Here is a 13,373-nt window from a genome sequence, read left to right as displayed (position 1 = left end):
TAAAACGAGGATAGCCGTCGATACTCGACACCATCTCATCGTGACCCACGAAGTCACGAGCGTTGGCGGCGACCGGGCGCAGTTGAGTCCAATGGCCAGCAATGGCCAGGGCTGAGCGCGACGCTATGGGCAAGGGGAAGATCAAGGCACTGGCACACCGTGGATACCTCAGCGCACAGGAAATCAAGGCTTGCGACGATGCAGGTATCGCGGCAATGGTCCCGAAAACGCAAAACCGCCGGGGCGCCAAGGCAGACGGACGGTTCGACCGGAGCGACTTCATTTACATCGCCAGTGAAGACCAGTACCTGTGCCCGGCGGGTCAACGTGCGATATACGGATACACGTCGCTTGAGAGCGCCAATTTGCAGAAATACATGGCTACTGGAGCCGTGCCTGTCCGCGTTGTCCGCTGCAGCACGGGCCGGATCGCCAGCTTGACGCAATGACGGTACGCCGCCGAACGGTCGAATACGTGTTCGGCACCCTCAAACACCAGATGGGTTCGACTCACTCCAGACGCGCGGGCTTCGGCGTATCGCTGCCGAAATGAGTTTGCACGTGCTGGCATATAACCTCGAGCGACGGGATTCGCAGAAGCGATGCGGGCGATGAAGTTGGCCAGCGCGTGACCTAACGCGCTGACTTTACTCGATGGCGTAGCATAATCCGATCAGCCTTTGGCAACTTGGCTCCACGCAAATGCGCTCCGTCGGGTTCTCTACTGGTCGGCTGGTCCGGACGTTTTTACGTGGCTTCGGCCAACAGCGGTCAATTGCGAATTGCTTCAGAACAAATATCGCGAACCCGAAGTCCATCGCCTTTATGCGGCGGTGTTTTCTTCAGCGGCGCCCACCCACGTTTCCATGCCGACCTTCTTTGCCATGCTTGCTACTGTCGGCGCAACAGCGATGTGCTGGTACGGAGCAGTCGCGCTCGTTCTATCGCGCGCGGCGATTGCGGCGGCATATCGTGGCGCGAAGGCATGGATCGACCTCACATGTGGAGGCCTCATTGTCGCGCTGGGAATCCGGCAGGCATTTCGCTAACAAAGCGCCCGGCGGAGCGTGTCTGAACGGCCGCTTTGCGTGTGGGCGACCGTCCCTTGTCGCCCAGCGAGTTCGATATCAGGAGAATGCGCGCGGCAAGCGGGCACATGCTTTTGGGACGGCTTCCCCTTCTTGTGGACGGTCGGGTTCCGTGCGTTATTTCGGTTAATCCATTGCCCCGGCGTGTACGTCGGGGCTTGTATCACAGGCCCAGCGCACTGCGCGCGGCCATTGCACGCAGCAAGCTGTTGGACGGCGCGTGAATGCGCGCGCACTGTACATTACGGTGATGGCGTTCGAGCGGATTGTGCCGCGCGATGCCATGATTGCCCGCGAGTTCCAGCGCGATATCCACGGCCGCAATGGCGTTGTCCACGACGGTATGCTTGACGACGGCGGATAACCCGGCGGGCGCGGTACCCGCGTCGATCGCGTCGGCGTGCGTGCGCAACAGCCAGTCGTTGGTCGTCAGCAGCATTTCGATGCGTCCCACGCTTTCCTGCACGATGGGTACGGTGGCCAGCGCCGCCCCGCCCAGTGCACCCGGCTTGCGCTCGTTGAGGAAGGCGAGCAGCCAGTCGCGGGCAGCGCGCGCCGCGCCGTCGTAGACCGTGCCGACCAGACTGAAGTACCACGCCGTGGCGTGCGGATCGCGCTGCACGCCAAGATGCGCGGGTTTCAAGCCAACGACATTGTCAACGGGAATCGCCACCTCCGTGAACACCACGTCGTGACTCGCGGTGGCCCGCATGCCGAGTGGGTCCCAGGTCTCCACGATGCGCACGCCCGCCGCCTCGCGAGGCACGAGGAAGTGGCCGAGGCGCGGCTCCGGCTCGTCGGTGCGGGCGAGCACGTTGATCCACGTAAGCAACGGCGCGCCCGTCACATAGAGCTTGTGTCCAGTGATGCGCCACGCGTCGCCGTCGCGGCGCGCGAGCGTCTCCGGTAGACCGCCATGCGAAGGCGAGCCGAGCGCGGGTTCGACCTGGGCCGCGTTGACGAGCGCGCGGCCTTCCACGCTCGCCTGCGTGAGACGCCGTGCGAGCGCCGCGGGCCAGTTGCCCGTCTGTTCGCGTGCGTCGTGCACGATCATGGCGTGCTGGCTGTAGTGCATCGAGAGTATGAGCGCGACCGATGGATCGCCATAGGCGATCTCCGCGACGATGGCGCGCGACAGCGCGAGCCCTGCGCCGTAGCCGCCGTTACCGGGGTCAATATTCGCACGCAGCAAACCCGCTTCGCGCAATGCGCGGAATTGCTCGAGCGGCGGCGTGGCGTTGCGGTCATGTTCGTCGGCCACGGCGGCGAATGCGCGGCCGAGCAGCGCCGCGCGCTCGACCAACGCGGCGGGCTGATCTTCGTCTCGCGCGCGCGTGGCATTCGGAGTAGTCGATGCGTTCACGGTGCCTTCCTGATCGGTTGGTGGTTAGCGTCGCCGCCCGGCGCGCGCGTCTTGCGTGGCGCCATGGCGCACGAGTCGCACGAAGGACGGCTGGCCGGGGCCATTGAATCGCCGTGTGGAGGACCTGCGCGTCGGTGAGGTTGCGCGAGCGCGCATGTGTCCCGACGCGCCGCGCGAGTTCGATCGTCGCTGGCCGCCATTTGGTTTCGCTCAGACGGCGGTCCTGCTTTCCGGCTCGCGTGTCGGCGCCGCGCTGCGCGCCAGGCAGCGCTCAACTGTTCTGCTTCGACCCGGCGATTGGCGAAGTTGTGTACCAGAGACGCATCATGAAGACTCCTTGGTCGAGAATGGGCGCTACGCGTAAAACGCGTCGCGCGGCAGTATGGAGCAGGCGATTATCGGCAAGCGTTCGCCGCGTGGTCAAAGAACGAAAAGTGAAATAGGTCCATGCGCAGGCGTGGTTTGCTTTGGCCGCGCCATCGTGCTGCGCGACTGTGCGCGAGGCGGGTCAATGCAGGCAGGCGAATAACAAAATTAGAATTCCGTGGTTAGTCGCGGACAACGCGCTCCCTATACTTTTCCTTTCGGTGAAACGCCGTGCGCTGCCCGCGAATCCTGGCGATTCGCGGGCCTGACGAAAAGGAAAATTCGATGTCCGCTCTTCCCACCCAGCTTCCGGTGCGCGATCGCGCGGCCGGTTCCTCATTGCAGGATGCGCTCGCTGACTTGCCGTCGCTGGCGGAGATCATCGGCAAGGATGCGGCCGGGCGCGAAGGACGCCGCGAACTGCCCTTCGAGGGCTTCGAAGCGTTCCGACGCTCAGGGCTGGGACGTCTGAGGTTGCCGGTGGAATGGGGCGGCTTGGGCGGCACGCTCGTGGACGAGTTCGAGGTGATCGCAACGCTGGCGGCAGCGGACAGCAATCTCGCGCATGCGCTGCGCATTCACTACGACCAGACCGAGGTGCTGCTGCTTTCGGCTCGCACGTCGTTCAACAATTTGCAGATCCAGCGCGTGATTGACGGCGCGATTTTTGGCGGCGCGTCGACCGAACTGGGGACGTCGCGTCCGGGCGAGTACACCACGAAGCTCCGGCGCGACGGCGAGCATTACCGGCTCGACGGCCGCAAATATTATGCAACGGGCACGGCATTTTCCGACTACGCGCGCCTGAGCGTGCTCGACGACGAGGGCCGCCCGGTGGTGGCCGTCGTGCCGGTGCGGCGCGAGGGGCTCGCGGTGCTCGACGACTGGGACGGCATGGGCCAGCGCATGACGGCGAGCGGCAGTCTCGTGTTCGAGAATCTGCTGGTGCGCGCAGACGAGATCACGGAACGCAGCCTGACCACGCTCGCGGGCCGCCACTGCGGCGCGCTGCGGCAACTCCACTTGGTGACGGTGGCCGCAGGCATCGTGCGCAACGTGGTTGCCGATGCGAAACGCTACGTGCTGGAGCACGGGCGCCCCGTGCTGCACAGCACGGCGCCCTCCGCGCGCGAGGACGCGTTCATCCAGCAGGTGGTCGGCACGCTCACCGCGTACAGCCATGCGATTGACGCGTTGGTGCAGGAGAATGCCCGCACGCTCGATCGCTCGGCGCAGGCGATCCGCGCGGGGACGCCGGATGCGGAATCGCTCGTGCTGGAAGGGGCGCTCGCAACGGCGCGCACGCAGCTCGTGGTGAGCAAGCTGGCGCTTGAAGCCGCCGAGCGTCTGTTCGAAGCGGGCGGCGCGTCGGCGACTTCGCGTGCGCACAATTTCGACCGGCACTGGCGCAACCTGCGCACGATCTTCAGCCACAACCCGTTGCTGCACAAGGCGCGGGTGGTGGGCGACTATGCCTTGAACGGGGTGACGACGCACCTCACCGAAGGCCGCGTGTTCTGAAACCTCGCGTGGCTGGTGCTGGCCGCGCTGCCCATGATTTGAGGAGTGCCTGCGAGATGAGCCGAACCTCGGCGACCGAAGCGTCGCGCCGCCTGCATTTGAATGTCAATATCCTGCACTCGGGCTTCGTGCCGTCGGCATGGCGGCTCGACGATGCCGATCCTCGCGCGTTCGTGGACGTGGCGCACTATGTGCGCGTCGCGCAACTGGCCGAAAGCGCGAAGTTCGACGCCGTGTTCCTTGCCGATAACGCGGCGATCATCGATCAGATCGACTTTCGCCCGATCACGGCGCTTGAGCCTACCGTGCTGCTGGCCAGTATCGCGGCGGCGACCACGCACATCGGCGTGATCGGGACGGCTTCGACAAGCTACAACGAGCCGTATAACATCGCCCGGCGCTTCGCCACGCTCGACCATGTGAGTCATGGGCGCGCGGGCTGGAATGTCGTCACGACGGCTGATCTGCCTTCGGCACGCAATTTTGGCCACGACGCGGTGCCCGATCACGCACAACGCTATGCGCGCGCAGTGGAGTTCACGGAACTCGTCAAGGCGCTCTGGGATAGCTGGGACGACAACGCTTTTGTTGGGGACAAGGCGAGCGGCCGCTTCATCGACGTGACGAAAGTGCGTCCTGTCGAACATGATGGCCGTTTTTTCAAGGTGCACGGGCCGCTGAATCTTCCGCGTCCGCCGCAAGGTCATCCGGTGCTCGTGCAGGCGGGCGGCTCGGGGGACGGCCGCGATCTCGCGGCGCGTCACGCGGAAGCGGTGTTTTCCGCGTCGCAGTCGTTCGAGGAATCGGCGGCGTACCGGCGCGACCTCAATGCACGCGCCGCCGCGTACGGCCGGCCGCAGGGCGTCCAGGTGCTTGCGGGCCTCACGACTGTTATCGGCGCGACCGAGGCCGAGGCGCTGCGGCGGCGCGACGAACTCGTCGAGCGGATTCCGTGGCGCTACAGCCTCACGCGCCTTGCCGGCACACTGGGTATTTCGCCCGACCAGCTCGAACTCGACGCGCGCCTGCCCGAGAATCTCGCGCTGCCCAACGGAGGCAACGGCAACCACACCTTCTTTCACGCCACGATTGCCGAGGCGCGGCGAGGCGGTCACACGGTGCGCGAGCTGATTCGCTCGCTCGCGGGTGGCGGCGGGCATCGGGTGATCGTTGGCACTCCGGAGCAAATAGCCGACGACATCGAGCACTGGTTCAAGGGCGAGGCCGCAGACGGCTTCAATCTCATGCCGGACGCGCTGCCCGACGGCCTGGACGCGTTCGTGAACGGCGTGGTGCCGATCCTGCAACGTCGTGGCCTCTTTCGAACCGAATACGAAGGCAATACTCTGCGTTCGCATCTCGGGCTTGAGCGGCCGGGCGTGCGCGCGGCCACCGTTGGCGCGGGGCTTGAGCGAGCCTGAAGCGGAGTCCGTTTGCCGCTTATACGGTGCGCTTCTTGCCAGCAGGAGCGGCTGCGCAAGCGCGCGCGCCGCCGGGCTGTCGGGAGGACGGACACCTTGGAGGCTCGTTGCGGCGCCGGGCGCCCTGCTGGTCGATCGGCTGAGGTGTTGCGTGACCGCTTTCATCATTCGGCGCACCGGGTCATATGGTTAGCAGCATCGCTTGGTTAGTGCGTGAGAAGGCCGTTGCTACGATTACAGCTCTGTCGTCACTGCCCGAATCTACCGATTGTGGCAGATCGCAACGCTCGGCCTTCTTGATATCGGACGCATCAGCATGTCACGTTTGACCCGTCGGGAATTCCTTATCGCAAGCGGCGCGGCCGCCGCTACGGCGGGGTTGCCCGTGTTTGCCCGCGCCCAGGGTGCCGTTACGCGCAAACGCGGCGGCACGCTGAACGTGCTGATCAATCCCGAGCCGCCCGTGCTGGTGTCGATCTTCCAGACCACGGGGCCCGCGCTCGCCGTGAGCTCGAAGGTGCTGGAGGGGCTCCTCGCCTATGATTTCGACCTGCGTCCGCAGCCGCAGCTCGCGACCGCGTGGACCGTGAGTCCCGACGGTTTGCGCTACACGTTCAAGCTGCGGAACAACGTACGCTGGCACGATGGGCAGCCGTTCACTTCCGCCGACGTGGCGTTCTCGGTCGAGTTGCTCAGGGCGATTCACCCGCGCGGGCACAGCACCTTTGCGAACGTGACGAAGGTGCAAACGCCCGACGCGAGTACGGCGATCATCGAATTATCGAAGCCCGCGCCATTTCTCATCAAGGCACTTTCGGCGGGCGAGTCGCCGATCGTGCCGAAGCATCTGTACGCCTCGGGCGATCCGCTCACAAACCCGCACAACAATGCGCCTGTCGGCACCGGTCCGTTTCGCTTCAAGTCGTGGACGCGCGGCGCGAGCATCGTCTACGAGCGCAATCCCGATTACTGGGACGCGGGCAAGCCATATATCGACGCGCTCGTCTACAAGGTCATTCCTGATCCGGCTGCGCGCTCTGCGGCGTTCGAAACGGGCGCGCTCGATCTGGGCGGCGAGAACCCCGTGCCGCTCGCCGACTTGCAGCGCCTCACGCAATTGCCGCAGCTCGCGACTGAAACGCGCGGCTACCGCTTTCTGGAGCCCCTGGCGGAGATCGATTTCAATCTCGATCATCCGGTGCTGAAAGACCTGCGCGTGCGCCAGGCCATTGCGCATGCGATCAACCCGCAGGTCGTGCAAAAGACCGTGGCCTACGGTTACGCGGATGTCTCGCCCACGCCGATCACGCCCGCTTCGCCTTATCACGACGCGCATATCGCGCCCTATGCGTTCGATCCGCACGCGGCCGAGGCGCTGCTCGATGCGGCAGGCAAGCCGCGCGGCGCGGACGGTGTACGCTTCAGCTTGACGCACGATTACCTTCCGTATGGCGACATGTACCAGCGCCAGGCGGGCTATGTGAAGTCGGCGCTTGCGCGCGTAGGTATCGACGTCACGGTGCGCTCGCAGGACCTGCCGTCGTTCCTCAAGCGCGTCTACGCCGACCGCCAGTTCGATTTCACGAGCATCGGCGTCAACACGCTATTTGATCCGGCGGTGGGCGTGCAGCGTCTTTACTGGTCGAAGAACATCCGCCCCGGCGTGCCGTTCTCGAACGCGCCGCATTACAGTAGTCCGGAAACGGACCGCTTGCTCGAGGCGGCATCGGTCGAAGTCGACGAAAGCCGCCGCGTGGCGCTTTACAGGCAGTTCCAGCAGACCGTTTACCACGATCTGCCGATCCTCAATCTCGTCGCGCCGCGCATGGTCACGCTTGCCAACCGCCGCGTGCACGATCACACGGTGAGCGCGCAGGGCCTGGAGGGCAATTTCGCCGATGTATGGCTGAGTGCCTGAAATGCGCCACGTCCCGTAACGGAACCCGACGATGAGCCGAAGCGCCCGCTGGCAAACGATCCTGCGCCGCACCGCCTGGCAGGCGCTGCCCACAGTGCTCGGCATCGTTATCCTCAACTTCTTCCTGCTCAAGCTGATGCCGGGCGATGCCGCCGACGTAATCGCCGGCGAAGCCGGGTCCGCGACGACGGAAACGATGTCCATGCTGCGCGCGAAGTTCGGGCTCGACCAGCCCGTCCTCGTGCAGCTATGGACGTATCTGAAGCATCTTGCCCATTTCAGCCTTGGCTATTCGCCGCGCTACGACATGCCCGTGATGCAGTTGATCCTCTCGCGGCTGCCCAACACGTTGCTGCTGATGGGCGTGGCGCTTTCGCTCGCGCTCGTGGCCGGCGTGGTGCTGGGCGCGGTGATGGCGCACTGGGCGGGCAAGTGGCCGGACCGCGTGCTGTCGGTGTTCGCACTGCTGTTCTATTCGACGCCGGGCTTCTGGATCGGCCTGCTCGCCATCATTCTGTTCGCAGTCCGTCTGGGCTGGCTGCCGAGCGGCGGCAACGTCACGATCGGCGCGAACCTGCACGGCTTCGCCTACGCGGCCGATATCGCGCGACACGTCTTGCTGCCCGCGGCAACGCTCGCGACTTTCTTCGTGGCGATCTATGCACGCATCACGCGCGCCGCGATGATCGAAGTGCAGCGCCAGGATTTCGTGCGCACGGCGCAGGCCAAAGGGCTGCATCCGTGGCGAGTGACGTTGCGGCACGTGCTGCGCAACGCGCTGATGCCGCTCACCACGCTTGTGGGGCTGCATTTCGGCACGCTGCTGGGTGGCGCGGCCGTGACGGAGACGGTGTTCAGCTGGCCCGGGCTCGGCCGTCTTGCGCTGGATGCGGTGCTGGCGCGGGACTTCAGCGTGCTGCTGGGAGTGCTGCTGCTGTCGTCGCTGCTCGTCATCGTCGCGAACGCCCTCGTCGATCTGCTGCAGGCATGGCTCGATCCGCGCGTAGGTTGAATCAGCCAGGTCGCGGAGGGCGCAGCCTCTGCGAGTCGTCATCGGAGGAACCTCAATGAGTTTCGAATCGCCGGATCTGCCGGGTCATGCCCGGGCGGCCGCGCACCAGGGGTCGCCGTGGCGTCGCCAGCTGGCGTCGGCGCTGGCCGGCCGCCGTGGCGCCGATGCCGATGGCGCACCCGCGCGGCGCGCCGGGCGCGCTTTCTGGCGGGCGCTGTTGCGCAATCCTTCGGCATGCGCCGGTCTCCTGCTGCTCGCCGCGTTCGTGCTGCTTGCCGTGCTCGCGCCGCGACTCTACCCCGGCGATCCGCTCGACATGGTGGGAGGCCCGTTCGAGTGGCCGGGCAGCGACCCGCAATTCTGGCTTGGCACCGACTCGCTCGGGCGGGACGTGGCGGCGGGCGTGGCGTATGGCGCGCGCGTGTCGCTGCTGATCGGCGCGGCCTCGGCCGGCATCGGGCTCGTGATCGGCACGTTCGTGGGCGCTATCGGCGGCTATTTCGGAAACCTGATCGACGACGCGCTGGTACGCGTGACCGAACTGTTCCAGACCGTGCCATCCTTTTTGCTGGTGATCGTGCTCGTGGCGATCGGGCGGCCCAGCGTGGTGGTGATCGCGCTCGCCATCGGCATTGCCTCCTGGCCCACGGTCGCGCGCATCGTGCGTGCGGAATTCCGCGCGCTGCGGCGCTCGGATTTCGTACTCGCGGCGCGCAGTCAGGGGTTCGGCAATACGCGAATCATCTTCGGCGAGATCCTGCCCAATGCGCTGCCGCCCGTGATCGTCACGGCCTCGGTGATGGTGGCGAGCGCTATTTTGATCGAGTCGTCGCTGTCGTTTCTCGGCATGGGCGACCCGAACGTCGTGAGCTGGGGCTCGATGATCGGTTCCGGCCGCGATTCGCTGCGCGCCGCGTGGTATCTCACGGCGATTCCCGGCGCGGCCATCGTACTCGCGGTGCTTGCGCTCAATCTGCTCGGCGACGGGCTGAACGAGGCCCTCAATCCGCGTCAACGGCAACGACCGTAAAGGTGTCACGTGAGCCAACTGCTCGAAGTGCGCGATCTGCGCGTGAAATTCGGGGCGCACGAAGCCGTGCGCGGTGTGAGCTTCGATATCGCGGCGGGAGAGACGCTGGCGCTGGTGGGCGAGTCGGGCAGCGGCAAATCCGCGACGGCGCTTTCGCTCATGCAGCTCGTTCCAGAGCCCGGGCGCGTCACGGGTAGCGTGCGCTTTGAGGGGCGCGAACTGCTGGGTTTGCCGCCCAAGGCGGTGCGCGAACTGCGCGGCAGTCGGATCTCGATGATCTTTCAGGAGCCGATGACCTCGCTCAATCCCGTGCTTCCGGCTGGCGCGCAGATCGTGGAGACGCTGCGCCAGCACGAAGCGCTGTCGCGCCGGGCCGCCCGCGCGCGCGCCATCGAACTGCTCGATCTCGTACGCATGCCCGAGCCGCAGCGCCGCTTCGACGACTATCCGCACGAGCTTTCGGGCGGCCAGCGCCAGCGCGTGATGATCGCAATGGCGGTGGCGTGCCGCCCCCGTCTGCTGATTGCCGACGAACCCACTACCGCGCTTGACGTGACGATCCAGGCGCGCATCCTCGAACTGCTCGACGCATTGCGCCGCGAGCTATCGATGTCGCTCTTGCTGATCACGCACGACCTGGGCGTCGTGGCCGACCACGCGGACCACGTGGCGGTGATGCTGGCCGGGCGCAAGGTCGAGGAGGCGGCGACGCCGGAACTGTTTGCGCATCCGCGCCACGCCTATACACGAGGACTCCTGAGCGCTTCGCTCAATCTGGCCGACGATCTGCACTATCGATCGTGGACCTTGCCGGAAATCCGTCACACGGCAACGTCGGACCGGCCCGGTGAGGAGGGCGGCTTCGTGGTGGTGCCGCGCACGGTGCCCGAACGCACGGCGTCGAACATTCAGATTGCGGATACCGCGCCGCTGCTCGCCGTGCGCGACCTGCGCGTGACGTATCCGCCGCGCCATGGCGCGCCGGCGCATCATGCCGTGGACGGCGTGTCGTTCGATATCGGCCGGGGCGAGACGGTCGGGCTCGTGGGCGAGTCGGGCTGCGGCAAGTCCACGCTTTCGCGTGCGATCATGCGCCTCACGCCGGTTGCGAGCGGCTCGATCGAGCTAGACGGGACCGATCTCGCCGAGCTCGGCGAGCGTTCGCTGCGGCCTTTGCGGCGCAAGTTCCAGATGGTCTTTCAGGATCCCTATGCATCGCTCAACCCTCGCCGCACGGTGGGCGACATTCTCGAAACCGTGCTGGCCGTGAACGGCATGGGCGACGCGATAGCGCGCCGTGCTCGCGTGCGCTCGGTGCTGGAGCGCGTGGGTCTTCCCGCGGCGGCGCTCGCGCGTTTTCCGCATGAATTTTCGGGCGGGCAGCGTCAGCGTATCGGTATTGCGCGTGCGCTGGTGCTCGAACCCGCGTTTCTGATCTGCGACGAGCCGGTATCGGCGCTGGACGTCTCGATCCAGGCGCAAGTCCTCAATCTGCTAGTCGAACTCAAGCGCGAGTTGGGGCTTTCCATGCTCTTCATCTCGCACGATCTCTCGGTCGTGCGTTACATCGCCGACCGTGTGCATGTGATGCAGCAGGGCAGGATCGTCGAAAGCGGCGACCACCGGGATATCTGGCGCGAACCCCGGCATCCGTATACGCGCACGCTGCTGGCCGCGATTCCAGGCCGCGAGCTGCAAGCCGAAGCGGCGTGAAGGCACGCGGCGAAGCCGTTCATTGCGGGCATCGCGCGAGCGCGCAAATGCACGGTGCAATGACCCGTGTGCGATATCGATAAGCGCGTTCCGCAGAGATCGACCCGCCAAGCCGTTATTGGGATGCTCCGCATGGACAGCCAAAGACATCGTGGGGCGGCGAGGCGTTCGTCGCCGCGCTGCCGGGCCTCGATATCGAAGAGGCAACGGCCGTCGCCAACGCAATGATGCCAGGCAATCCGGCGAATACGGGCGCCGGGGCAGTCGCCGGGTCGTCAGGGTGAAGGGCGCTGCTGTCGACGCCGCAATTCATGCGTAGCCGCTCACGAGGAAGCCTGCCTGCGCCGGCGGCACTTTTCACCGGCAATCTGCGTCAACAGGCCCATGGGAAAGTATTCAGTAGTCCGTGCGACAAAGGCGGCCAGCATCGGGAGAAGAAGCCGGGCGCTTACTGTTTCCCGGCACGAAGGAAATCCGTCATCAGCCGCACGAATTCATCAGGCTTCTCCAGCGGCGCCAGATGACCACTTTCCAGTTCCGCGTACCGTGCGCCCGGAATCGTGGCTGCCAGTGCCCGCGCGTGAGCAGTCGGTACCATCTGGTCCTGGGTGCAGCCAATGACCAGGGTGGGCTTGTTGATGCGTCTGGCTTGCTCGCTCACGTCCAGCGAGAGGTCCAGCGCCACCTGTCGAGCCATGCCCTCCCACTGGTTGCCACTGACGATGGCGTCGATGTTCTCCTCGATCTGCTGCACGGTGAGCTCCCGCACGAAGTCGGGACTGAAGCCGGTTAGCAGAACCAGCCTGGCCATCGCGCGTCGGTCGGTGCGGATCAGGTCGCGCCACAGTCCGAACTCCAGTTGCATGCGGCTGTCGGCCCCCGACGCAAAACCCGCCAGCAGTACCACCGCGCGCACGTCGTCCGGGTATTCGGCCGCGATGTAGGCGGCTATGCTCGCTCCCAGCGAGAAGCCTGCAAGATCGAAGGGCGCCGCGCCGGCCGCCCGTGCGGCCCCGACGACCTGCGCAGCCAGAACCGGCACGGACAAGGGCTGTCCGTCATCGGCGGTTGCTCCAGAACCGGCATAGTCGGGCCGCACCACAGTCCAGTCCGCTGCGAGCCGTCCGACCAGATGTCCCCAGTTGCTTTCTCCATTTCCGCCAGTGCCATGTACCAGCACCAGTCCAGGCCCGTGCCCGTCGACCCGGTAAGAGACCTTCGCACGATCAATTTCGACCACCGCCATGACCCTGAACCCCGCTTTTGTGAAAGACGATCCAAGGCTAAACTCTGACAGCGCTGTCAAGGTCAAGGACTATTGGGGGGCCGTCATGAGAATCGGAGAACTGGCGCGTTACACCGGTACCAGCGAGCGGATGCTGCGCTACTACGAACAGGAAGGCTTGCTGCAGCCAGCGCGCACGGACGCCGGTTACCGCGACTATGGCGATGCTGAAGTACAGGCCGCCCAGCGCATACGCATGCTAAATGCCGCGGGATTGAAGATCGAGACCATCCGCATCCTGCTGCCGTGCATTCTGGACAACCAGCCACGCTTCGAACCGTGCAGGGAAGTCCGGGCTGCATTGCGGCAGGAAGTCGAGAAACTCGACGAGAAGCTTCGAGACATTGGCGAGAGCAGACAGATCGTCGCGAGCTTCCTGAATAGTGTCGAGGCTGATAGTGCTTGCGGGCACAATCCGGGCTCGCAGCGCTAGCGTGCTTCCTGCCCTGCTACGCGCACCACGACCTTGCCCACATGCGCCCTGTCGCGCAGAGGCGCGTAAGCCTGCGGGACATCGCCGAAGTCGAACTCACGATCCACGACCGGATGGAGTCCGTGTTGCGCCTGGAACTTCGCGACCCGGACCAGATGCTGAGTCGAGTCCGCGGCCGTACTTCGCGTTTCCAGTCGGGCGCGTCACGTAGTTGATCGCCTCG

At 65.4% G+C, this 13,373-nt stretch carries 11 protein-coding genes and 2 pseudogenes; 10 read left to right on the top strand and 3 right to left on the bottom strand.

Features of this window, described 5'->3' with window-relative positions:
- Nucleotides 1-125: 125 nt before the first annotated feature.
- The 3 genes and pseudogenes from BLU17_RS33615 to BLU17_RS33605 all read left to right on the top strand — a co-directional run.
- A complete protein-coding gene (locus BLU17_RS33615) occupies nucleotides 126-449 on the top strand; it encodes a hypothetical protein (protein WP_245746715.1) in 324 nt (107 codons plus the stop codon).
- Nucleotides 413-632, top strand: a pseudogene (locus tag BLU17_RS33610) (transposase); the annotation flags it as partial. The gene BLU17_RS33615 and the pseudogene BLU17_RS33610, both read left to right, overlap by 37 nt.
- Before the next feature lie 160 nt (nucleotides 633-792).
- Nucleotides 793-1,049 (top strand): annotated as a pseudogene (locus BLU17_RS33605) (LysE family transporter); the annotation flags it as partial.
- A 202-nt stretch (nucleotides 1,050-1,251) separates the two neighbouring features.
- Here the strand turns inward: BLU17_RS33605 and BLU17_RS03395 are convergent.
- On the bottom strand, nucleotides 1,252-2,451 hold the full coding sequence (locus BLU17_RS03395; RefSeq protein WP_091994434.1) for an acyl-CoA dehydrogenase family protein: 1,200 nt from the start codon (nucleotides 2,449-2,451) through the stop codon (nucleotides 1,252-1,254).
- A 651-nt stretch (nucleotides 2,452-3,102) separates the two neighbouring features.
- On the opposite strand from BLU17_RS03395, the gene BLU17_RS03390 reads away from it, so the two are divergent.
- The 6 genes from BLU17_RS03390 to BLU17_RS03365 all read left to right on the top strand — a co-directional run bounded on the left by BLU17_RS03390 (nucleotide 3,103) and on the right by BLU17_RS03365 (nucleotide 11,432).
- Nucleotides 3,103-4,338: an acyl-CoA dehydrogenase family protein gene (locus tag BLU17_RS03390; protein WP_091994431.1), complete on the top strand. Its 1,236-nt coding sequence runs from the start codon at nucleotides 3,103-3,105 to the stop codon at nucleotides 4,336-4,338.
- A 56-nt stretch (nucleotides 4,339-4,394) separates the two neighbouring features.
- Nucleotides 4,395-5,759 carry an LLM class flavin-dependent oxidoreductase gene (locus tag BLU17_RS03385; protein ID WP_091994428.1) on the top strand — a complete coding sequence of 455 codons (1,365 nt, stop codon included), beginning with the start codon at nucleotides 4,395-4,397 and terminating at the stop codon, nucleotides 5,757-5,759.
- 316 nt (nucleotides 5,760-6,075) lie between these two features.
- A complete protein-coding gene (locus BLU17_RS03380; RefSeq protein ID WP_091995057.1) occupies nucleotides 6,076-7,677 on the top strand; it encodes an ABC transporter substrate-binding protein in 1,602 nt (533 codons plus the stop codon).
- A gap of 31 nt (nucleotides 7,678-7,708) precedes the next feature.
- Nucleotides 7,709-8,689 (top strand): ABC transporter permease, encoded by a 981-nt coding sequence (locus BLU17_RS03375; RefSeq protein ID WP_091994425.1) that lies wholly within the window; start codon nucleotides 7,709-7,711, stop codon nucleotides 8,687-8,689.
- Between the two features lie 55 nt (nucleotides 8,690-8,744).
- Nucleotides 8,745-9,719 carry an ABC transporter permease gene (locus BLU17_RS03370; protein WP_091994423.1) on the top strand — a complete coding sequence of 325 codons (975 nt, stop codon included), beginning with the start codon at nucleotides 8,745-8,747 and terminating at the stop codon, nucleotides 9,717-9,719.
- Nucleotides 9,720-9,728: 9 nt separating this feature from the next.
- On the top strand, nucleotides 9,729-11,432 hold the full coding sequence (locus tag BLU17_RS03365; RefSeq protein WP_091994420.1) for an ABC transporter ATP-binding protein: 1,704 nt from the start codon (nucleotides 9,729-9,731) through the stop codon (nucleotides 11,430-11,432).
- Nucleotides 11,433-11,880: 448 nt separating this feature from the next.
- Here BLU17_RS03365 and BLU17_RS03360 read toward each other — a convergent pair whose 3' ends face one another.
- The gene (locus BLU17_RS03360) at nucleotides 11,881-12,678 is read right to left on the bottom strand and encodes an alpha/beta fold hydrolase (protein ID WP_091994417.1); all 798 of its coding nucleotides are present in this window, start codon (nucleotides 12,676-12,678) and stop codon (nucleotides 11,881-11,883) included.
- Here BLU17_RS03360 and BLU17_RS03355 point away from each other — a divergent pair.
- Nucleotides 12,677-13,150 (top strand): MerR family transcriptional regulator, encoded by a 474-nt coding sequence (locus tag BLU17_RS03355; RefSeq protein ID WP_245746714.1) that lies wholly within the window; start codon nucleotides 12,677-12,679, stop codon nucleotides 13,148-13,150. The two genes, BLU17_RS03360 and BLU17_RS03355, sit on opposite strands and share 2 nt — an antisense overlap.
- Here BLU17_RS03355 and BLU17_RS33600 read toward each other — a convergent pair.
- On the bottom strand, nucleotides 13,147-13,305 hold the full coding sequence (locus BLU17_RS33600) for a zinc-binding dehydrogenase (protein WP_281247799.1): 159 nt from the start codon (nucleotides 13,303-13,305) through the stop codon (nucleotides 13,147-13,149). The two genes, BLU17_RS03355 and BLU17_RS33600, sit on opposite strands and share 4 nt — an antisense overlap.
- Between the last annotated feature and the right edge of the window lie 68 nt (nucleotides 13,306-13,373).

Origin of the sequence: Paraburkholderia lycopersici, from assembly GCF_900096975.1 — a bacterium.
GTDB lineage: Bacteria > Pseudomonadota > Gammaproteobacteria > Burkholderiales > Burkholderiaceae > Paraburkholderia > Paraburkholderia lycopersici.
This window is presented reverse-complemented; position numbering and strand designations above follow the sequence as displayed.

What these genes read in the sequence shown, in the direction of transcription:
- BLU17_RS03380 (WP_091995057.1), top strand. Translation starts at nt 6,076, where the DNA reads ATGTCACGTTTGACCCGTCGGGAATTCCTTATCGCAAGCGGCGCGGCC.
- BLU17_RS03355 (WP_245746714.1), top strand. Translation starts at nt 12,677, where the DNA reads ATGACCCTGAACCCCGCTTTTGTGAAAGACGATCCAAGGCTAAACTCT.
- BLU17_RS03375 (WP_091994425.1), top strand. Translation starts at nt 7,709, where the DNA reads ATGAGCCGAAGCGCCCGCTGGCAAACGATCCTGCGCCGCACCGCCTGG.
- BLU17_RS03370 (WP_091994423.1), top strand. Translation starts at nt 8,745, where the DNA reads ATGAGTTTCGAATCGCCGGATCTGCCGGGTCATGCCCGGGCGGCCGCG.
- BLU17_RS03390 (WP_091994431.1), top strand. Translation starts at nt 3,103, where the DNA reads ATGTCCGCTCTTCCCACCCAGCTTCCGGTGCGCGATCGCGCGGCCGGT.
- BLU17_RS03385 (WP_091994428.1), top strand. Translation starts at nt 4,395, where the DNA reads ATGAGCCGAACCTCGGCGACCGAAGCGTCGCGCCGCCTGCATTTGAAT.
- BLU17_RS03360 (WP_091994417.1), bottom strand. Translation starts at nt 12,678, where the DNA reads ATGGCGGTGGTCGAAATTGATCGTGCGAAGGTCTCTTACCGGGTCGAC.
- BLU17_RS33615 (WP_245746715.1), top strand. Translation starts at nt 126, where the DNA reads ATGGGCAAGGGGAAGATCAAGGCACTGGCACACCGTGGATACCTCAGC.